General features: G+C 39.0%; 21 protein-coding genes. 1 reads left to right on the forward strand and 20 read right to left on the reverse strand.

The window, feature by feature from the left end:
- Positions 1-29: 29 nt before the first annotated feature.
- From recO to rpsU, 15 genes are all read right to left on the reverse strand, one after another.
- Positions 30-782, reverse strand: a complete 753-nt coding sequence (gene recO / locus J2S17_RS06570) for a DNA repair protein RecO (RefSeq protein ID WP_307473084.1) — start codon at positions 780-782, stop codon at positions 30-32.
- Positions 783-812: 30 nt separating this feature from the next.
- A complete protein-coding gene (locus J2S17_RS06575) occupies positions 813-956 on the reverse strand; it encodes a YqzL family protein (RefSeq protein WP_307473086.1) in 144 nt (47 codons plus the stop codon).
- A 153-nt stretch (positions 957-1,109) separates the two neighbouring features.
- Positions 1,110-2,021, reverse strand: a complete 912-nt coding sequence (gene era / locus J2S17_RS06580; RefSeq protein ID WP_307473088.1) for a GTPase Era — start codon at positions 2,019-2,021, stop codon at positions 1,110-1,112.
- Positions 2,014-2,412, reverse strand: a complete 399-nt coding sequence (locus J2S17_RS06585; protein WP_307473090.1) for a cytidine deaminase — start codon at positions 2,410-2,412, stop codon at positions 2,014-2,016. The genes era and J2S17_RS06585 overlap by 8 nt, the downstream gene beginning before the upstream one ends.
- A 329-nt stretch (positions 2,413-2,741) precedes the next feature.
- Positions 2,742-3,131, reverse strand: coding sequence for a diacylglycerol kinase family protein (locus tag J2S17_RS06590; protein ID WP_307473093.1), 390 nt, complete (start codon positions 3,129-3,131; stop codon positions 2,742-2,744).
- Positions 3,115-3,585: an rRNA maturation RNase YbeY gene (gene ybeY / locus J2S17_RS06595; RefSeq protein WP_307473095.1), complete on the reverse strand. Its 471-nt coding sequence runs from the start codon at positions 3,583-3,585 to the stop codon at positions 3,115-3,117. Before ybeY ends, J2S17_RS06590 begins: the two co-directional genes overlap by 17 nt.
- On the reverse strand, positions 3,582-5,720 hold the full coding sequence (locus tag J2S17_RS06600; protein ID WP_370874970.1) for an HD family phosphohydrolase: 2,139 nt from the start codon (positions 5,718-5,720) through the stop codon (positions 3,582-3,584). Before J2S17_RS06600 ends, ybeY begins: the two co-directional genes overlap by 4 nt.
- Positions 5,721-6,269: 549 nt before the next feature.
- Entirely contained in the window at positions 6,270-7,232 is a 963-nt protein-coding gene (locus tag J2S17_RS06605; RefSeq protein WP_307473098.1) for a PhoH family protein, read from the reverse strand.
- Positions 7,229-8,434, reverse strand: a complete 1,206-nt coding sequence (yqfD, locus tag J2S17_RS06610) for a sporulation protein YqfD (RefSeq protein ID WP_307473100.1) — start codon at positions 8,432-8,434, stop codon at positions 7,229-7,231. The genes J2S17_RS06605 and yqfD overlap by 4 nt, the downstream gene beginning before the upstream one ends.
- Before the next feature lie 145 nt (positions 8,435-8,579).
- Positions 8,580-8,861 carry a sporulation protein YqfC gene (gene yqfC, locus J2S17_RS06615; RefSeq protein ID WP_307473102.1) on the reverse strand — a complete coding sequence of 94 codons (282 nt, stop codon included), beginning with the start codon at positions 8,859-8,861 and terminating at the stop codon, positions 8,580-8,582.
- A gap of 76 nt (positions 8,862-8,937) precedes the next feature.
- Complete coding sequence (locus J2S17_RS06620; RefSeq protein WP_307473104.1) at positions 8,938-9,483, reverse strand: YqfB family membrane protein; 546 nt, start codon at positions 9,481-9,483, stop codon at positions 8,938-8,940.
- Positions 9,484-9,528: 45 nt separating this feature from the next.
- Positions 9,529-10,530 (reverse strand): flotillin-like protein FloA, encoded by a 1,002-nt coding sequence (gene floA, locus J2S17_RS06625; RefSeq protein WP_307473105.1) that lies wholly within the window; start codon positions 10,528-10,530, stop codon positions 9,529-9,531.
- Between the two features lie 19 nt (positions 10,531-10,549).
- Entirely contained in the window at positions 10,550-11,875 is a 1,326-nt protein-coding gene (locus J2S17_RS06630; RefSeq protein ID WP_307473107.1) for an NfeD family protein, read from the reverse strand.
- Positions 11,876-12,147: 272 nt separating this feature from the next.
- Entirely contained in the window at positions 12,148-12,591 is a 444-nt protein-coding gene (locus tag J2S17_RS06635) for a GatB/YqeY domain-containing protein (protein ID WP_307473109.1), read from the reverse strand.
- A 16-nt stretch (positions 12,592-12,607) separates the two neighbouring features.
- Complete coding sequence (gene rpsU, locus J2S17_RS06640; protein ID WP_066201342.1) at positions 12,608-12,781, reverse strand: 30S ribosomal protein S21; 174 nt, start codon at positions 12,779-12,781, stop codon at positions 12,608-12,610.
- 233 nt (positions 12,782-13,014) lie between these two features.
- Between rpsU and J2S17_RS06645 the strand changes: the two genes are divergently transcribed.
- Positions 13,015-13,935, forward strand: a complete 921-nt coding sequence (locus J2S17_RS06645; protein ID WP_307473111.1) for a Na/Pi symporter — start codon at positions 13,015-13,017, stop codon at positions 13,933-13,935.
- 84 nt (positions 13,936-14,019) lie between these two features.
- Here the strand turns inward: J2S17_RS06645 and deoC are convergent, their stop codons facing one another.
- The 5 genes from deoC to dnaJ all read right to left on the reverse strand — a co-directional run bounded on the left by deoC (position 14,020) and on the right by dnaJ (position 19,308).
- Positions 14,020-14,691 (reverse strand): deoxyribose-phosphate aldolase, encoded by a 672-nt coding sequence (gene deoC, locus J2S17_RS06650; RefSeq protein ID WP_307473113.1) that lies wholly within the window; start codon positions 14,689-14,691, stop codon positions 14,020-14,022.
- Positions 14,692-15,063: 372 nt separating this feature from the next.
- The gene (mtaB, locus tag J2S17_RS06655) at positions 15,064-16,407 is read right to left on the reverse strand and encodes a tRNA (N(6)-L-threonylcarbamoyladenosine(37)-C(2))-methylthiotransferase MtaB (RefSeq protein WP_307473115.1); all 1,344 of its coding nucleotides are present in this window, start codon (positions 16,405-16,407) and stop codon (positions 15,064-15,066) included.
- A gap of 6 nt (positions 16,408-16,413) precedes the next feature.
- Positions 16,414-17,163 (reverse strand): 16S rRNA (uracil(1498)-N(3))-methyltransferase, encoded by a 750-nt coding sequence (locus tag J2S17_RS06660; protein ID WP_307473117.1) that lies wholly within the window; start codon positions 17,161-17,163, stop codon positions 16,414-16,416.
- A 62-nt stretch (positions 17,164-17,225) separates the two neighbouring features.
- Positions 17,226-18,164 carry a 50S ribosomal protein L11 methyltransferase gene (prmA, locus tag J2S17_RS06665; RefSeq protein ID WP_307473119.1) on the reverse strand — a complete coding sequence of 313 codons (939 nt, stop codon included), beginning with the start codon at positions 18,162-18,164 and terminating at the stop codon, positions 17,226-17,228.
- A gap of 19 nt (positions 18,165-18,183) precedes the next feature.
- Positions 18,184-19,308, reverse strand: a complete 1,125-nt coding sequence (dnaJ, locus tag J2S17_RS06670) for a molecular chaperone DnaJ (RefSeq protein WP_307473121.1) — start codon at positions 19,306-19,308, stop codon at positions 18,184-18,186.
- Positions 19,309-19,626 lie beyond the last annotated feature (318 nt).

Below are 19,626 nucleotides of genomic sequence, written 5' to 3' on the forward strand. Positions count from 1 at the left end.
CTAAAAAGAGGTAAGACTTGATAACTACTTTACATGAGGTCTTTAAATTTCGACATCTGATTTAAAAACCGTTTTGTTTTTAAGTTCAATCCGGCATATTCATCATAGTATGCTGTGATAATTTTTTTCAGTTCTTCTTTGGTTGTGTCCTTAACCGAAATATTGCCTAATCTTGAAAGATCAAAATAATAAAATACCCGAAGCAACTTTACAGTAGCAGGTGATATCTTATAGTGATAAGGATCCTTTTCAAGACAGCGGTGACATATTAATCCACCTTCACGAATTGAAAAAGAAAATTCCCCGTCTGCACTTTTGCATACCGCACATTGATCTAAAATTGGATTAAGTCCCAGTTGATCCAACATTTTCATTTCAAAAATATTGATGATAATCTCAGGATCATATCCTTCACTAATCAAATTAATGGATTGGAGGATCAACTCAAACAGATAAGGATTAGGTTTTCGCTCATCCGTCCCTTTATCAGCTAAGTCCAATATGTAACTTGCATAAGCTGTTAGGAATATATCCTCTTTAATGGAACGCATAGACTGAATGACATCACCTTGTTGTAACCCGCCTAACCCTTTTCCTCTTTGCACTAAAAAATATCCATAAGTAAAAGGCTGGGTGACGGCGGAAAGCCGGCTATTCGGCTTCTTTGCTCCGCGTGCCATCACACCAACCTTGCCCCATTCGCGAGTAAAAAGAGTGATTACTTTGTTTGTTTCGCCATAATTAATTGTTCTAATGACAATGCCTTCACATTTTTCAAGCATATCATGTCACCATCCCTGTATTTAGACAAGCTATGAGATGGGAAAGTCAACCTCTGCTAGTTCTTCATCCTGACTATCGGGTATATCTTGATTATCGTTTTCCAACTCTTTAAAAAGAAGATATGTGTCAATATTACCCGTTTGCGAAAAGAGTTTCCAGGTAAAATCTTTCATCGATAACCCCACCTTTCGGTTAATACTAGCAATAAATATTCCTTTAACATTATCATAGCCTGTCTTGTGAAAATCATAAGACGAAAAATTTGTTAATCCATATCATGCATAAAAATCATCAAAGTAAAATAATTTAATTAAGGCTGGCCAATATTAATAGTCGTCTTCTCTAAAACCGAAATCCCGAAGCTGCGTCATCTTATTCCGCCAATCCTTCTGAACCTTTACCCATAGCTCTAGATAAACTTTTGTTCCTAAAAGATTCTCAATATCGACTCTGGCTCTTTGACCAATTTCCTTGAGCATCTTGCCTTGCTTACCAATTACGATGCCTTTTTGCGAATCTCGCTCAACGATAATTGTCGCCATCACATGGATGATATCCTTTTCACTTTTACGTTGCATTTTATCAATGATAACAGCAAGTGAATGCGGAATTTCCTCTCTGGTCAAGTGCAATGCCTTTTCTCTTATTAATTCAGATACAATGAACCTTTCCGGGTGATCAGTCACTTGATCCGCTGGATAATATTGTGGACCTTCAGGCAAATATCCATAAATTTGTTTTAAAAGGCCGTCGACATTATTTCCTTCAAGTGCAGATATAGGAACAATATCACTAAAATCATATTTGTCTTTATAGGATTCCATAATTGGCAGCAATTGATCCGGATGTACTCGGTCAATCTTATTGATTACAAGAATAATCGGTGTGCGAACAGACTGAAACTTCTCAAGAATGAATTCTTCACCTTTCCCAAATCCTTCTTCAGCATTGACCATAAATAAAATAGCATCTACTTCTTTAAGGGTATTCTGTGCAACCTTCATCATAAAGTCTCCAAGCTTATGCTTAGGTTTATGAATTCCTGGTGTATCAATGAAAATGTACTGCGCTTCATTTGTTGTTAAAACGCCTTGAACTTTATTTCTAGTTGTTTGTGGTTTATCACTCATGATCGCAATCTTTTGTCCAATGACCCTATTAAGGAAAGTTGACTTTCCAACATTTGGTCTGCCGATGATTGAGATAAACCCTGATTTATGTCCTTGTTCGTTATTCATTTAAATCCTCCGATGAAAATGCCCCAGGCAATAATTGTTCTACTGTTAGTTTTTGTATATCCCCATTCATATTGGTTAAGACAACCTGCATATCCTTTGAGCAAAGCTCTGCTATGACCTGTCTGCAAGCCCCACAAGGTGAAACAGGTCGATCTGTATTTGCAACTACAGCTAAGACCGTGAATTTGGTCACGCCCTCTGAGTAAGCTTTAAACAGGGCTGTGCGCTCTGCACAGTTACACATACTGTATGCCGCATTCTCTATATTACAGCCATGAAAAACTGTACCATCTTCTGCTAATAAAGCAGCTCCAACTTTAAACTTAGAATAGGGAACATAGGCTTTATCCCTTGCTACTTTTGCTTCTGCAATTAATTGATCTATATTCAAGTCCGTCTTCCTTTCCTATAAGGCTCGAGTGCCTTCTTTTATTTTACACCATTTCTTTTGTAAAATCATGGGTTGTTGTCATTTTGTAATAAAAAAATTGAATTTTCAGTAAATAAGCCCATATAATGTTTAGCTGTTCTGCCATTTTAGCTTATCCAATGCAGTTTATCAAACAGGAAATGATTATCGTCCTTATCCAATTGGTAAATTTCAATCCGTAATACTCTGACTCAAATCAGGTACTTTTCAAGGAGTAGGCAATCCGCAAGACAATAAAAAAGACTGGACTCAACAGGTGACAAGTACATTCACCTGATGGCCAGCCTTACCTACCAAAAATAATGACTAAGCTTTGGTATAAAAATAACAGAACCCACAATTATAGCTAATATTGCATAGATAAATACCGCTCCAGCAGCAATGTCCTTCGCTTGCTTTGCAAGGGGGTGCAAATCGGCTGTAGCTAAATCAACAACTCTTTCAATTGCTGTATTCACTAATTCAAGAGCCACCATCCCACCAATCGCAAAACTGATGAACAGCCATTCAATCCATGTCAATGAAAGAAACCAGCCTAAGAAAATAATAAACAGAGCCGATATGAGATGAATTTGTAAGTTCCTTTCTTTTTTTACAGCTGAAAATATACCCGAAAAAGCGTAAAAAAAGGATTCAAACAGATTGCGGCTTCTATTCGGTCGTTTATCTTTCCAATCCATACTCATCTAAAATATCCTTTTGGCGAGAAAACATGATTTTTTCCTCCTCAGCCGTTTCATGGTCATACCCTAATAAATGTAGAAATCCATGTAATGCTAAAAAACCTAACTCTCTCATAAAAGAATGGCCATATTCATCCGCTTGTTCTCTAGCTTTTGGAATAGAAATGATGATATCCCCTAATACTCTTGGAAGATCAAGCCCACTCAATGCAACTTCACCTTCACCAAGCTCTTCCATAGCAAAAGAAATCACATCAGTCGGACGGTCTTTATCTCTATATTCTCGATTGATCTCCTGTATTCTATCATTATCTACAAATGTAACAGAAACTTCGGTATCCGCTTCAACCTTTTCTAATTTTGCAGTGAAATTCAATAGTTGGTTGATCTCGGTCATATTTGCTTCTAATAACTCGTTTGTTTCATCTAAAAAATCTATCATCAAATTCATGCTTGCTTCACCTTCTGATTATTCATTTCAGGATATTCGATTCGAGAGTGGAATATCCCATTCAAAGTTTCACAAAAAGAGTGTGCTACTACCTCGATCTCTTTTAATGTTAAATCACATTCATTCAGCTGTCCATCCTGAAGACGATCGGCAATGATCTTTCTAATAAGGTCCTCAATCTGCTCTGGTGTTGGGTGGGACATCGAGCGTACCGCCGCTTCAACACTATCTGCGATACCAATTACCGCTGCTTCTTTCGTTTGTGCTTTTGGACCAGCGTAACGATAATCCTCTTCCTTAACCTCCAGCCCATTCTGTTTGGCTTTATGGTAGAAGAATTTTAATAATGTTGTACCATGATGCTGTTCAGCTATATCAACTATTTCTTTTGGCATTTTATTTTTACGTAGCATTTCCGCTCCATCGGCTGCATGTGCAATGATGATATTTTTACTCGTTTGTGGAGGCAGCTTATCATGAGGATTCTCAATATTCATTTGGTTTTCTATAAAGAACTGCGGGCGTTTCGTCTTTCCGATATCATGATAATAACACCCAACCCTCGCTAGTAATCCATTAGCACCAATCGCTTCACAAGCAGAATCTGAAAGGTTAGCAACCATGACACTATGATGATAAGTCCCCGGCGCCTCAGTTAAAATCTTTCTCAGAAGCGGATGGTTTGGATTCGAAAGCTCAATCAGCTTCATCGCAGAAAGCATTCCAAATCCTGCTTCGAAAAATGGAAGGAAGCCAATTGTCAGCACAGCCGACGAAATACCTGAAATAAATCCTGTAATAAAGTAAAATCCATATTCCATTAAATCAATTTGACCATTCCGCAAAAGCATGAGTGAAAGAATGACTAAAATATTTACAACCGAAACAAATAAACCCACTTGTAAAATCTTCGAACGCTGGTTATGTTGACTTAAAAACAAGATTCCCGCAATCCCGCTGCAAATGATATAAATCGCAGCAGTGACATGAAATGTCCCTGTAATGCCGCTGTTGAAAATCAAGCTTCCACATATGGCCAATATGACCGTATAGTACAGGGCCAGCTTCTCGCCTATAAGAATCTTTATAAGCATCCCTCCCATTGCAACAGGGAAAATATAGACAATTTCCGAGTATTCAAAGGCCTGAATATAACTGATACCCTTCATGAGCAATAGGGATAAAACAAATACTATGCTATAGACCAATAAATAATTTTGTTTTACGTCTTCAGAAACAGTCAGTTCGTGAAAATAGTAGTAAATTGCAGATAGTAATATGATGATCACGACACCTAGACCAATAAACGGCTGAATGGAGTTTTCATTATCCAGCATGCCTACTAATTCAAGCTGGCGATATACATCTCTGCTTATTAATTGATTTTGTTCAACGAGAATCTGTCCCTGAAGAATTTTGACAGGTTCAACCCCTTCAACAGCCGCTTGACGTGCCTCTTGGGTCGCAACAGGATCATAAAATTCATTTTGATAGATCGCGTATCGTCCAAGTTCCACAACTGCTAATTTCAAATTTGAGCTAAAGGATTTTAAATTTAATTCATTCTCTACCTTCTTTTTCGCATTTTCTACACCATCAGCTGGAATTCTCTCTTGCATAATATTATTTATAGCCGTTACTGTGACATCTTTGGCAAAGGATAGATCATTCGATTCTGCTTGAAGAAGCGCAATTAATACTTCGTCAGAAACTTCCTTGGTCACACCCTCGGTTAGCTTATCCTTCGTTCGCTTCAACTTTTCTTCTTGCGCTATTTTTTTGGGTGTCGACGCTTCCCCTTCGGCCTTTTCAGCCTCTTTTTCTGCTGCCTTCTTTTCTTCCTCAGCAATTTCATCATTTACTTCAGAGGCAGTATCAAAAATGGAAGTAATCAAATCAACACGGTTTTGGGCAATTTCTTTCTTAACCACATAAACGTCTGAAACTTGATTCTCCGCATCCTTTTTCTTTTTTTCAGTGCTTGCTTTATCTTCAATCGTTATCGGAGAGCGAATGGTTTGTTCAGCCACAGAAAACAGACTCAAATCCAATTTCTCCGGTCTTACGTTAGAGAACATCGTAGCATACATGATGATTCCAAGAAGGAGAAATAATAATACTTTCATAAATGTCATTTTTAAAAGATTTCTTATCTTTGCCATATACTTATGGATTTTCTCCAATTATTTTTCCTCCTATCTTGGCGGATTAGGTGCCAGATAAGCAGTGGCAGTCGACTGCAATTATGTAAAATAATATCAGCTTTCTTTAAAACTTTCATCTAAATTTTCAAATAAAACAATCAGCTATTCCTTCTTATATTACCCTAATTTTCCTATTTTCAGCAAATGTTAATTGAAAAGCGGAAGGGCCTTGCTCAGCCCTGACAAGCATAAGACGAGAAATTCGAAAAGGTTGACCTTCACCTTTTTGGATTTCTTGACTTATGACCTCGAGGGGCTAGGCCCTGCAGCTAGACAATCAGAATAGCGGAGGTGGCTTGCTTAGGGGCGAAAAATCTAAAAAGGCTGGTTTTTACCTTTTTTGTTTTTTCGACTTAAGACCTCGAGCCCCTAGCCACCGGAGCTGGACAAAATAAAAAGCAGAGGCGACTGTTCTGCTCCAACAAGCTTGCAACAAGAAAGAATCGTCGTTAAACAGCAAAACCGCTGGAATCCAGCGGTTTAGTCCTCTTTCTGTTCATATGCTTGAATAATTCTGGCTACCAATGGATGACGAACTACATCACTCTGTTCTAAATGAATAAATGCAATCCCCTTTACTCCACCTAAGATTTCTTCGCCAACTATTAAGCCAGATTTCACACCTCTTGGTAAATCAACTTGGGTGCTGTCACCTGTAATGACCATTTTAGAGCCGAAGCCAAGGCGTGTGAGGAACATTTTCATTTGTGCCTGTGTTGTATTTTGCGCTTCATCCAGTATGACAAAAGCATCATCGAGCGTTCTTCCTCTCATATAAGCCAGAGGAGCAATTTCAATCGTGCCTCTTTCAATTAATCGTTGAGTATGCTCTGTTCCTAAAATATCATGAAGAGCATCGTATAAAGGTCTCAGGTAAGGGTCAACCTTCTCTTTCAAGTCTCCTGGCAAAAATCCAAGACTTTCCCCAGCTTCTACTGCCGGGCGCGTAAGGATAATACGTTTAACAAAACCGTTCTTTAAAGCGTTAACCGCCATCACTACGGCAAGATACGTTTTTCCTGTACCTGCTGGACCGATACCAAATACTAAATCATTTTGTTTCATCGCCATCAGATACTGCCTCTGACCTAAAGTCTTTACTCTAATTGGTTTACCTTTTGCATTTTTCGTAATTTCTTCTTCATATAAATCACGAAAATATTCAAGCGTGCCTTTTTGCCCCATTTGAAGGGCGTATATTACATCTCTTTGGCTAATATTAATTCCTTTTCGAATCACATAAAGCAGTTTTTCAATCACTTTTCCAGCAAGTTCGACTGCATCAGGTTCCCCTGATACATATACTGTTTCTCCTCTAGTGACTACGGAGACATTTAGCTGCTCTTCAATTATTTTTACATTTACATCTGCATTGCCTAGTAAGCTAATAGCCTCATTAGGGTCTTCAAAGTGCACATTTAGTGTTTTTAAATCCTCTGTCATTCTGAATCTCCTTGGATTATTGGTTGTCCTTCAGCAATATTCTCTATAATTTGGAAATGTATTGATAATGTTACTTTACCATTCTCTACTGCTTGGTGCAAAACATTTTCTCCTTTAATTGTAGCATTTTCATCTAAATCATTTTTTATCGCATTCCTTGCAAATTTTCTCGCCTCTTCTATTCCCTCTTTATGATCATAGATCTTAGTCATTTGCTCACTTTCTCTGAATGTTTTACTTGTATAGGATATAGGTATCTCCCATTTTAGAAACTTAAAATTCTTCACATTTTCTTCCGTTTCAAACTCTTCATATTTCACTTTTCCAAATCCCCAAACGGGCAGCGGCAATGACCCGAAGTTTATATAATGCTTGATCTGTTCATTACCTGTATAAACTTGTGAGGTTTTTTTAAGCGGAAATTGGACTTTTGACTTGTACCACGTCTCTGCGAAAACTTCCCCTCTTGCAGGGACAGTGTTCGTTCCCGCTTTCTCTTCCTCTTCATTTCCCATCGCACCTGAAACAAGAATTTGACCGGGTTTTACAAAGTCATTGATCTTAACCTTTGGTGTGCCTTCCTCAACAAACATGTCCACAATCATACCCTTTTTCTTTGCTATAAGATTTCTTGGACTAAATAATTCCGTTTTCTTTGGTTCATTTTTTTCTACCACTTGTAAATAGTAGGTTGTCCCCTTTAATTCCACACCAACCCATGTTAATTCCTTTATATTATTTGTAAGATGACGCTGAATTCCCTCAGGTTTATCAATAAAGAATTGCAGTTTGCCTTTCGAAACCCCAATCCCCTTTAATTCTTTCATCATTTTATATTCCGTCGCAGGATTTGCTCCTTTAATCTCTACGTTCCAAACCATATTGGATAACATAAAAATGATGATTAAAAATGCCAAAGCACCAACTAAGAATCCGCCATTTCTTAGTATTCTTTGTTGTAGAAACGGAAATCCTCTGCGTTTAATAAATTCTATTTTGCAATCACTTTTCCGAGCATAAATGCGGAGTCTCTTCACATCATCAAGTTTCATTTGAAATGTTACAATGTGGGTGCCGTGGCTTTTTACATTCCAAATCGAAATTCCATCTCGTGTCAGGGTATTAATGAAACGCTCTATTCCTTTTCCGCTTGTCCTAACTGTAATAATTCCCTTATAGAATTCCAACCATTGATTCTTCATATCTTCCTCCCATTGATTATGGTCTAAGCAGTCTACCGCTAAAGACAGAGGTGCCGATCATATATTCAGCACCTTTAAAAGCGGTCTGTTTGCCCTACTTGCTTATGCCATTAATGAACGCCCTCCAGCCGACCCAAAAGAAGATTTATTTAATATAAATCACTTGATCAATTTTACCTTCTAATAATATTTCTTCCGGTAAAATCGTTTTTATTACAAATGCATTTCCTTTTACCAGTAACTGCCCTTGTTTTAATAGCAGTCTGAGCTCTTTATCTGAAAACGCAAGAAGGCCACGGTGGTTCTCGATATAAATATGGATTTGTCCAATCATCGTTATTCTGGGCAAATCCATCATGACATCTTGAGGAAGTTCCATATTATTTGTCATCCAGCTACGTAAGAGATGTCCCCACTTTTTTGCCATAAAAAAAGAACCCCCTTTCATCTCATATGTATGAAATGAAAAGGGGTTCTAGCACCTTTTTTCAAGGCAAATATCATTATTTTCTCTTCATCGACCGATGAGGGTTCATGGATCGAGGCGGTCCAAGTATTTCTGACCATATGATCCCATCCACCAGTTTTTGATCTTTAATGGACATTGAAGGCTTGCTTACAGTACTTGATATCGGAGAGGTTACTCCTTGCGATTCAGTTGATGCTAAGAAAGCACTCGCTTTTTTCGCCGCCTGCTGCCGTTGCTTTCGTAACGCAGCAATCTTTTCCTCCGCTTCCTTCTTACGATCTGTAAATTCATGCTCAATTTTATCAGAAATATCTTTAGCGTATTCCCTCACTTGTTCTTCACTTATATCAACAAGCGTCGCTTCAGCATGTCTTGATTGTCTTGTTTGTCTCGGTTTCCTAGTTTCTTCCATCCGTCTGCTCTCTTGAGGCAGTGGATCTAGATCCGGCTCTGGCTCTGGCTGCTTTTGAGGCTGCCTTTGTTGTTTCTGCTGTTCTTTTTTATTCTTATTACCGAATAAAGAAGTCAGGATCCCGATAATAAAGATAATCAGAATTGGATTATCGAGTAAAAATTCCATGAAGAGTAATCCTCCCTTCTAAGGGATTGTTGAAAATAAGAATGATTAGTCATTCTTAGGTCCTTTTTTAGAATCATCGGACACTTTACTAATAGAATCCCTCATATCTGTATCTGCAGTGATATTCTGGATGTTCATATAATCCATTACACCAATATTTCCTGATTTAAGCGCATCTGCCATTGCTAAAGGAACTTGAGATTCTGCTTCCACAACTTTCGCTCTCATTTCTTCAACTTTCGCTTTCATTTCTTGCTCTTTCGCTACAGCCATTGCACGACGTTCTTCCGCTTTCGCTTGGGCAATATTTTTATCAGCCTCAGCTTGCTCTGTCTGCAATTCTGCCCCGATATTTTTTCCGATATCAACATCCGCGATATCAATGGATAAGATTTCAAATGCTGTTCCTGCGTCAAGTCCTTTTGCCAAAACTGTCTGTGAGATCATATCAGGGTTTTCAAGTACTTCTGTATGTCTTTTTGATGAACCGATTGTAGAGACAATCCCTTCACCTACACGTGCGATAATTGTTTCTTCACCTGCACCACCGACTAGGCGATCAATATTAGCTCTTACTGTAATTTTCGCTTTTGCTTTTACTTCAATACCATTAATGGCAACACCTGAAATAAATGGTGTTTCGATTACTTTCGGGTTTACACTCATTTGTACGGCTTCAAGCACGTCACGTCCTGCTAAGTCAATGGCAGCACTGCGTTCAAAGCTTAATTCCATATTCGCACGATGAGCGGCAATTAATGCATTTACCACACGGTCAACATTACCGCCAGCTAAGTAATGGCTCTCAAGCTGATTGTTTGTAACATCTAAACCGGCTTTATGCGCTTTAATTAGAGGGTTAATTACTCTATTCGGAATTACCCGACGTAATCTCATCCCGATAAGTGTGAAAATGCTTACTTTCACGCCTGCTGCTAATGCTGAAATCCACAGCATTACTGGTACGAATGTAAATAATACTGCTAATAGTATAATCGCTAAAATAACGATTACTACTGTAAAAATAGAAACTGGATCTAAAGCCATGTAATTGCCTCCTGTAAAATTATTTATTTAAATTCGGTATTTCTCTTACTACGACGCGAGTGCCTTCTGCTTTCACAACCCTGACCTTCGCATCCTTCAAAATGAAACCGCCTTCACTGACGACATCAATTCTTTCATTTTCAATCACAACAGTACCTGATGGACGGAGCCCCGTCAAAGCATAACCCTCCATGCCAACAAGTTCTGACCGGGTTTTATTAGAAATATAGCCTTTTTCCGTATGTGTGGAATCACTTAGAATGAGCTTCTTAAAAAATTTCATCTTTTTACCAAACACCTTTACCATTAAGATAGATGCCACAATCGCAACCACCATTGCGATTAAAATGGAAATCCCCATATGAAGAACATTGCCGCCAGCCATAAACAAACTGCCTATAATAGCTGCCACTCCTAGTACACCAGCAATGCCACCCGGCAGGAAAATCTCCGCGATAATTAAGCCAATTCCAATAATAAATAATATTAATGATTCATATCCTGCTAAACCAGCTACGAGATGACCATAAAAGAATAAAGAGAGAGCAGATAACCCCATAAAACCTGGTATTCCAAATCCGGGAGAATAAAGCTCTAATATAAGACCGAGACTGCCAATTGAGAGAAGGATCGGTACAATTACCGGATGTGTGATGAGCCGAGCAATCTTTTCCGCAAAGCTCTCTTCCACCATGCGTATTTCTGCATTTTCATAACCAAGATGCTTTAATAATTCAGCTCTTGTCTCAAAAGTTCCTTCAGAATAGTCGACTTCCAAAGCCTGACTAGCAGTTAAAGTCAGCAGTTTCCCTTCAGGTGCACCAAGCTCAGGTAAATCTACTGAGTCGTCCGCCATTGCCTGAGCAATGATTGGGTCTCTTCCACTTTGTTCAGCAGCCGCTGTCATTGCTGACAACCATGCAGATACAGCTTTTTGATCCGCTGTATTTCCCTGCTGATCAATAATCGCTGCTGACCCCATCGTTGCTCCCGGTACCATATAAATTTCATCCATATTCAACGAAATATATGCACCTGCGGATAGTGCTTGTTTATTCACAAAAGAAATTGTCTTTATATCTGTTGAAGAGAGCATGCGACCAATTTTCCCTGCTGCGTCTACTTCGCCGCCTGGAGTGTTCACTTCAAAAATGATTGCGGAAGCATTTTCTTCCTCAGCCGTTTGCACTGCTCTGCTTAAGAAAGAAAATAATCCTTTTTCAACTGTCTCTTCAAATGGGACGATATAGACAACTTCATTATTAGCATTTCCTTTAAATGGGATTACTAATAAAATTAACGCACTAAGAAACGAAAGGATGATGGCAAGCTTTCTGAATTTCAACTCTTTCCCTCCTTTCTTTCTAATTAACCCTTCACATTTTATACGGTTATATATAAAAAAGGTTTCAAAACTCAGCAAACTTTTTCATCATTATTTATTTATACTATTTATTGTACATGAATCCTATATTGATTAACAGGGAAAACCGGTAGAAATAAAGGGTTTTTACAGCTATCATAAAAAGATGAGTTTTTCATTTGCTATCTTTATCATTTCATAAAAAACAATAAAAAGACCGTGAGCGAATGCTACGGTCTTTCGTACATCATTTTTTATGAAAGGTGTTGTTGTACAAGTTTATTAATTAGTGATCCATCTGCCTTGCCCTTTAATTTGGGCATAATAGCAGCCATCACTTTACCCATGTCAGCTTTTGTGGAAGCGCCTGTCTCCGAAATCGTTTCTTCAACGATTTTTGATACTTCTTCTTCTGATAACTGTTTAGGCATATATAAATCTACGTACTGTAATTCAGTACGAATTTTTTCAACAAGGTCTTCACGACCTGCTTTGTTAAATTCATGGAGGGAATCCTTGCGTTGTTTAACTTCGCGAGAAAGGACAGTTAACTCCTGATCTGCGGTTAGCTCAGTTCCAAGCTTAATCCCTTCATTTTGCAATGAAGCTTTGATCATCCGAATAACAGTGAGTTTTTCTTTTTCTTTATTCCTCATCGCTTGTTTCATATCTTCATTTAAACGCTCGAGAAGACTCAATTACATACACCCTCTCTTAGAACTTGCGCTTTCTTGCAGCTTCAGACTTTTTCTTACGTTTAATACTAGGTTTTTCGTAGAATTCGCGCTTTCTTGCTTCTTGCAAAGTACCAGTTTTAGATACTGAACGTTTGAAGCGACGAAGAGCATCTTCAAGCGATTCGTTTTTACGAACGACGGTTTTAGACATTCTCTTTCCCTCCCTCCGAGCACAACACACTTACATTAGAAACATGGAATACCATGTACTTTGCAATTATAATATAACAGCGTTTGAAGGTCAACTGTAATTCGCCCTGTGCACAAGTTTGTTTTTAATTTATCCTAAATCACACGCATTTATATTTTTTTTTGTCTTTTTTCCTTCCTATGCATGTCCGCTGGGAGTCGCCCATATTAATTAAATGTAGGAGGGGAGAGAGCTTGGGTCAAATATTAGTTTTTTTACTGCTAATTGGCATTTTTATTTTCGGAATGACGTTGCTTAGGAAAGCCCTTTTTCATTTATCAGGAGAATCAACTAAAAGATGGCTAACTGCTTTTACCAGCAATCCCCTAAAGGGATTTTTCATTGGCATAGTGATTACAGCTATTATGCAGAGTAGTTCGGCTGTCATGGTCATTACCATTGGTTTAGTGGCGGCAGGACTCCTCACATTTCCACAATCAATTGGCATCATTTTAGGTACAAATATCGGAACAACCATCACCACTGAGCTCATTACCTTTAATATAGAATCCTTTCTCATTCCCATTGCTTTAACTGGCTGCGTTTTGGCCTTTATGAAATATAAACAGTTACAAAGCATCGGTATTGGCCTATTAGGGATCTCTTCTGTATTCGCTGCTATGAGGGGGTTTGAATACCTAGCTATTTCCATTAAAGAAACCCCGTGGATAAATGAGGTCCTTCTTACGCTTGATGGAAGTCATTTTTATGCAGTGTTAGCTGGTGTTATCATCACTGCCATTATCCAATCTAGCACTGCAGCAACAGGAATGATCATGGGCCTCTTAACTGCAGGTGCAATGAACTTAGATACGGGAATCGCTATCATGCTCGGTGCGAATATCGGCACATGTGCAGATGCTTTGTTAGCGGCGATTGGGGCGGGCAGAGAAGCCAAGCTCACTGCTTATGCCCATATTTGGTTAAACTTCATTGGGGTTGCCTTATTCTTTCCGTTTATCAACATCTTAGGAGAAATCGGAATGCATGCTGCCAATCAAATAGATGTCCAATTGGCTCATGTCAGCGTTTTATTCAACGTGATTACATCACTGTTCGTGCTTCCGTTTGCCCACCGGTTCAGCAGCTTCATTATTAAATTGCATGACCGTTAAGCTATTCTATAAGTAACAACCAAAAAAGGCTGTCGACAGAGTCTCGACAGCCTAACTGCACCTATAGAGGCGCTGCTTTTTTCATTAGTAATCTGAATCACTTGTTAATCCTTGTACAATAGCAATCCCCGAGCTGGCACCAATTCGAGTTGCTCCAGCATCAATCAATTTTTGTACATCTTCAGCACTGCGCACTCCGCCTGATGCTTTCACACCGATATCAGGGCCTACTGTTTTTCTCATCAATTTAATATCTTCGACGGTTGCACCACCTGTGGAAAATCCAGTTGATGTTTTAACATAATCTGCGCCAGATTTTACAGATAGCTCACAGGCTGTGACTTTTTCTTCGTCCGTTAGTAAACAGGTTTCAATGATTACTTTTGTCAAAGCCTTACCTGCTGCCGCTTCTACAACCGAGTGGATATCTTTTGCCACAAGTGTGAGGTCAGCACTTTTTAAGGCTCCAATATTAATGACCATATCAACTTCTGTCGCACCGTTTTCGATGGCATTTCTCGTCTCATACGCTTTTACTTCAGAAGAGTTTGCGCCTAATGGAAAACCAATAACCGTGCAAACCTTTACATCTGTACCAGCTAGGAGCTCACTTGAGAGCTTGACCCATGCAGGATTTACACATACTGAAGCAAACTTAAATTCTTTTGCTTCCTCACATAGTTTTTCAATTTGTTCTTGTTTTGTATCTGCCTTTAATAATGTATGATCAATCATTTTTGCGATATTCAAAGTCATCAAACTCCTTCCAATATTATATGTAGTTGTACGTACCTCATCATACCATCTAATTTTAAAAATATCGAGGGTATTCTCAAAACATCAATTTTAGAAAAAGGCTGTTTTCGTATACTTTGTTGCTTTTCGCGAGGTAGTGGTTGATTTCCTCATCAAGTGCTCGCTTTCCGCGGGGCGGGTGACTTCTGCAGGCTCTCACCTGTCCCGCTGCTCCCTCAGGACCCTCCACACCCGTTCCAATCAACTTTGTTATCAATGGTTTGTCTTATCAAAACCTATGAAAAAACAACAATCTTTTAGAAAACAGCCTAGAAAAAAGACCAAATCACAAGTAACAAAAAAGGAATTACCAGTTAAGGTAATTCCTTTTTATTATACAGCTGCCCCTTCAATTTCATCCATCACGCGAACGAATTGACCTTCATTATAAGGATAGCCTGATTTAGTGATTTTTACTTTTACAATTTGACCAACCATTGCTTCTGAAGCTGGAAGAATGACTTTTAGATAATTATCCGAGTATCCAACATATAAATCGCTGCCTGTCGCTTCTTTATATGGTTCTTCAGGAATCACTTCAAGTACATCATTCTCAAATTGGCTCGCATATTCCTTAGCTAGCTGATCAGATAAGCTGATGAGGCGATGAACGCGTTCATTTTTGATTTCTTCATCAATTTGATCATCCATGCGCGCAGCAGGAGTGCCAGTCCGCTTTGAATAAGGAAATACATGGAGTTCCGAGAATTTATGCGCTTTTATAAAATTATATGTCTCCATAAACTCCTCTTCTGTTTCCCCTGGGAACCCTACGATGACATCTGAAGTCACAGCAAGACCTGGCAATACTTCTTTTAAACGTTGTAGGCGTTCTGCGAAAAATTCCATTGTGTACTTACGGCGCATCCTTTTTAACACTGTATTAGAACCAGATTGAATAGGGATATGAAGATGTCTAACAATTACGTTGGACTGATCAATTACTTCTATCACTTCATCGGTAATTTGACTAGCTTCAATGGATGAGATACGAATCCTTTTTAACCCACTGACTTTGGTTTCTAAATCTTTCAACAGCATTGCTAGGTTATAATCTTTTAAATCTTCACCATATCCGCCAGTATGAATACCCGTCAGCACGATTTCTTTATATCCAGCATCCACTAAGCTTTGTGCTTGGCGAATTACTTCTTCAGGATCTCTTGATCTCATTAAGCCGCGAGCCCATGGAATGATACAGAAGGTACAGAAATTATTACAGCCTTCTTGAATCTTTAATGATGCACGTGTCCGGTCAGTAAATGATGGTACATCTAATTCTTCATACACACGGTTTTTCATGATGTTACCTACACCATTAATCGGTTGGCGCTCTTGTTTAAATTGCTCAATATACTCAAGCATCTTCACACGATCTTGTGTGCCTACCACAATGTCCACTCCAGGAATGGCCATAATTTCTGCAGGAGAAGTTTGCGCATAACAGCCTGTTACACAAATAACCGCATCCGGATTTTTCCGAATGGCTCTTCTAATCACCTGACGACTTTTTTTATCGCCGGTATTTGTTACAGTACAGGTATTAATCACATAAACATCTGATGAAGTTTCGAAGTCTACTCGATCATAGCCTGTTTCTTTAAATAATTGCCAAATGGCTTCCGTTTCATAATGGTTCACTTTACAGCCAAGTGTATGAAATGCTACTGCTGGCATATTAATTCACTCCATTAATTCAAAATGATACGAAACGGCTGCTAATACATAAAGAGGCGCCGTTTCTGTTCTTAAAATTCTAGGTCCTAATCCACAAGAGACAAATCCGTTTTTCTCTAATAAAGAGACTTCTTCCGTAGTCAGGCCACCCTCTGGACCAAACACAATCATAAGTGATTGTCCTATATCCATCGATGAGATTGCTTTAGAAAAAGCAGAAGCTTCCCCCTGTTTTCCTTTTTCTTCAAAAGCGATCAATTTGATATCATAGCTTTTGCTATGATCAAGAATCTCTTTTAAATTCAGCGGGCTATTGATTTCTGGAATGATTGTACGGTGGGATTGTTCAGATGCTTCCTTTGCAATCTTTTTCCATCGATCTAGCTTTTTCGCAGCCTTCTTCTCATCCCACTTTACAATTGAACGGGCTGATGTAAAAGGGATAAACCTATGTGCACCTAATTCTGTTCCTTTTTGGATAATCCATTCAAGCTTATCCCCTTTAGGCAATCCGCTCACAATCGTCATATTGATTGGAAGTTCTGAAGAGCTCTCAATCCATTGTACAACTTCAGCTTCTATGGATTCAGCGGTCATTTTCACAATTGTGCATTCGGCACTTTTTCCGTTAGGAGCAACACAGATAATTTTATCGTTTTGAGTCATTCTCATGACCCTATTGATATGATGAAAATCCTCGCCATTTATGGCAAAACGATTTTCGCTAATAACTCCGTTTACAAAATATCGCTGCATATGAAATCCCTCACTAAACGAATAAATAGGGGGAACAAATTATGGCTTCCCCCTACCAACAATTACTTTTTCTTTCCGATAATCGCAACCCAATCTTCCATTTGAATCGTTTCAACAATGTCAAATCCTGCAGCTACAATTGCATCTTTTACATCTTGTTTTTTCTGTTGAATAATGCCAGATGCTATGAAGTAACCGCCTGTTTTAACAGCTCGAGCTACATCATCTGTAAAGCGCAGGATGACTTCAGCTAAAATATTAGCAACAACAACGTCAACTTGTTCATTTACACCATCTAATAAGTTGTTCTGGGACACATCGACACGATCATGCACCTTATTCAACTTAATATTAATTCTTGCAGAATTAACAGCCACTTCATCTAAGTCAAGGGCTTTCACTTTCTCTGATCCAAGCATTGCAGCAGCAATACTTAGAACGCCAGAACCTGTACCGACGTCAATCACTTGGTCCCCATCCTGGATCGTTCTTTCAAGTGCTTGAATGCACATCACGGTCGTTGGGTGAGTCCCAGTTCCAAACGCCATTCCCGGATCAAGCTCAATAATTAACTCATCGCTGCTAACAGGTGTGTATTCTTCCCATGTCGGAACAATTGTAAATCTTTCCGATATCTTTACAGGGTGATAATACTTCTTCCACGCGGTAGCCCATTCCTCTTCATTCACTTCACTAATACTTACTTCATTCTTACCAATATCAATATTAAATAAAATCAAATTGTTAATCGCTTCTTTGATTTCTTCGACTGTTTCACCTAAGAAACTGTTGATTGGCAGATAAGCTTTTACAATGACACCTTCTGTCGGGTAATCTTGCGGGTCGAGCTGGTAGATTTCGCCGAATTGATCCCTTCGTTCCTTAATTAGTTCGAATGGATCCTCAATAACCACTCCACTTGCTCCGGCTTCATGCAAAATATTTGAAATCGGCTCTACTGCTTCATTTGTAGTATGAACACTAATTTCTGACCATTTCACTACTACCACTCCCTAATTCTTAATCACCTTTAAAGGCTCTTTTTACTTTTGAAAAGAAACTTTCTTCCTGTTCTCCTTGAGGGGCTAGGCCGCTCACTTCAGCAAATTCTGAAAGCAACTGCTTTTGCTTTTCAGATAGCTTTGTAGGAGTAATAATTCTGATTAGGATATGCTGATCTCCAGTACCATATCCTCGTACATTTGATACACCTTTGCCCTTCAGACGGAATTTCGTGCCTGTTTGTGTCCCTGCAGGTACCTTAAGCTTAACTTTACCGTAAAGGGTTGGTACTTCGACCTCATCACCAAGAGCTGCTTGAACGAATGTGATCGGCATTTCACAATAAATATCATCGCCATCTCTTTCAAAAAACTCATGAGAACGTACATGGAACACAACATAAAGATCTCCTGGAGGTCCACCGTTTATGCCTGGCTCACCTTGAGCACTCACGCGCAATTGCTGTCCATCATCAATGCCGGCTGGGATTTTAACGTGAATTTTACGGCGCTTCTTCACTTTTCCGTCTCCGCCACAAGTAGAACATTTATGTTTGATCTGTTTTCCTGTACCATCACAATAATTACATGGTCTGCGGTTAACAATTTTACCAAAAGGCGTATTTTGCTCAACATTTATTTGGCCAGCACCATGACAATGACTACATGTATCTGCCTTTGTACCCGGTTTTGCTCCTGATCCATCACAAGTTTCACATGTTTCTTCACGTGGAATCTCGATATCTGTTTCTTTACCGAATGCAGCATCCTCAAAGGATAATGTCATATTATATTGAAGATCTGCACCTTGTCTTGGCGCATTTGGGTCACGGCGTCGTCCACCGCCTCCAAAGAATGTGCTGAATATATCTTCAAAGCCGCCAAAGCCTTCAAAACCGCCGCCGCCGCCTCCAAAACCTTGATTTGGATCGGTATGACCGAATTGATCGTAATGGGCCTTTTTCTGATCATCGCTTAACACTTCATAAGCTTCTTTTACTTCTTTAAATTTTTGATCAGCATCTGCTTCTTTATTAATATCCGGATGAAACTTTTTGGATAGCTTCCGGTAAGCCTTTTTTATTTCATCCTTAGATGCACTCTTACTCACTCCAAGGACTTCATAGTAATCCCTTTTATCCATGATTACCACTCCCCGATTCATTTCACATAAAATTTATTGTATCATTCCTCAAACAGAAAACGCAATAATAAAGAAAAGCGAAAAGGCCTCGACCTGCCCCGTCAAGCTTAAGACAAAGCGGCTGGTAGGTTTTTGCTTATTAGCTCTCGGACAGGTTGACTTAAGATCTCGAGGGGCTAGGCCCATTGTGAAAAGAAAAGTCGCTCGCCCATTATCCATCTTTCTTTCACTTCGCTTTCCTGTAGATAATTCTCTACTTTTCGTTTATAAAAAATAAAAGCCAAAGCCAAGTGGAACCTGACTTTGACTTTTTAAGAC

The organism is Cytobacillus purgationiresistens (assembly GCF_030813235.1).
GTDB lineage: Bacteria > Bacillota > Bacilli > Bacillales > Cytobacillaceae > Cytobacillus > Cytobacillus purgationiresistens.

Excerpts from the sequence above, each read along its gene's own strand:
- rpsU (WP_066201342.1), bottom strand. The coding sequence starts at position 12,781 with ATGTCTAAAACCGTCGTTCGTAAAAACGAATCGCTTGAAGATGCTCTT.
- dnaJ (WP_307473121.1), bottom strand. The coding sequence starts at position 19,308 with ATGGATAAAAGGGATTACTATGAAGTCCTTGGAGTGAGTAAGAGTGCA.
- yqfC (WP_307473102.1), bottom strand. The coding sequence starts at position 8,861 with ATGGCAAAAAAGTGGGGACATCTCTTACGTAGCTGGATGACAAATAAT.
- J2S17_RS06590 (WP_307473093.1), bottom strand. The coding sequence starts at position 3,131 with ATGGATTGGAAAGATAAACGACCGAATAGAAGCCGCAATCTGTTTGAA.
- mtaB (WP_307473115.1), bottom strand. The coding sequence starts at position 16,407 with ATGCCAGCAGTAGCATTTCATACACTTGGCTGTAAAGTGAACCATTAT.
- deoC (WP_307473113.1), bottom strand. The coding sequence starts at position 14,691 with ATGACTTTGAATATCGCAAAAATGATTGATCATACATTATTAAAGGCA.
- recO (WP_307473084.1), bottom strand. The coding sequence starts at position 782 with ATGCTTGAAAAATGTGAAGGCATTGTCATTAGAACAATTAATTATGGC.
- J2S17_RS06575 (WP_307473086.1), bottom strand. The coding sequence starts at position 956 with ATGAAAGATTTTACCTGGAAACTCTTTTCGCAAACGGGTAATATTGAC.
- J2S17_RS06600 (WP_370874970.1), bottom strand. The coding sequence starts at position 5,720 with ATGACATTTATGAAAGTATTATTATTTCTCCTTCTTGGAATCATCATG.
- yqfD (WP_307473100.1), bottom strand. The coding sequence starts at position 8,434 with ATGAAGAATCAATGGTTGGAATTCTATAAGGGAATTATTACAGTTAGG.
- ybeY (WP_307473095.1), bottom strand. The coding sequence starts at position 3,585 with ATGAATTTGATGATAGATTTTTTAGATGAAACAAACGAGTTATTAGAA.
- J2S17_RS06660 (WP_307473117.1), bottom strand. The coding sequence starts at position 17,163 with ATGCAGCGATATTTTGTAAACGGAGTTATTAGCGAAAATCGTTTTGCC.
- floA (WP_307473105.1), bottom strand. The coding sequence starts at position 10,530 with ATGGCTTTAGATCCAGTTTCTATTTTTACAGTAGTAATCGTTATTTTA.
- J2S17_RS06620 (WP_307473104.1), bottom strand. The coding sequence starts at position 9,483 with ATGGAATTTTTACTCGATAATCCAATTCTGATTATCTTTATTATCGGG.
- J2S17_RS06605 (WP_307473098.1), bottom strand. The coding sequence starts at position 7,232 with ATGACAGAGGATTTAAAAACACTAAATGTGCACTTTGAAGACCCTAAT.
- era (WP_307473088.1), bottom strand. The coding sequence starts at position 2,021 with ATGAATAACGAACAAGGACATAAATCAGGGTTTATCTCAATCATCGGC.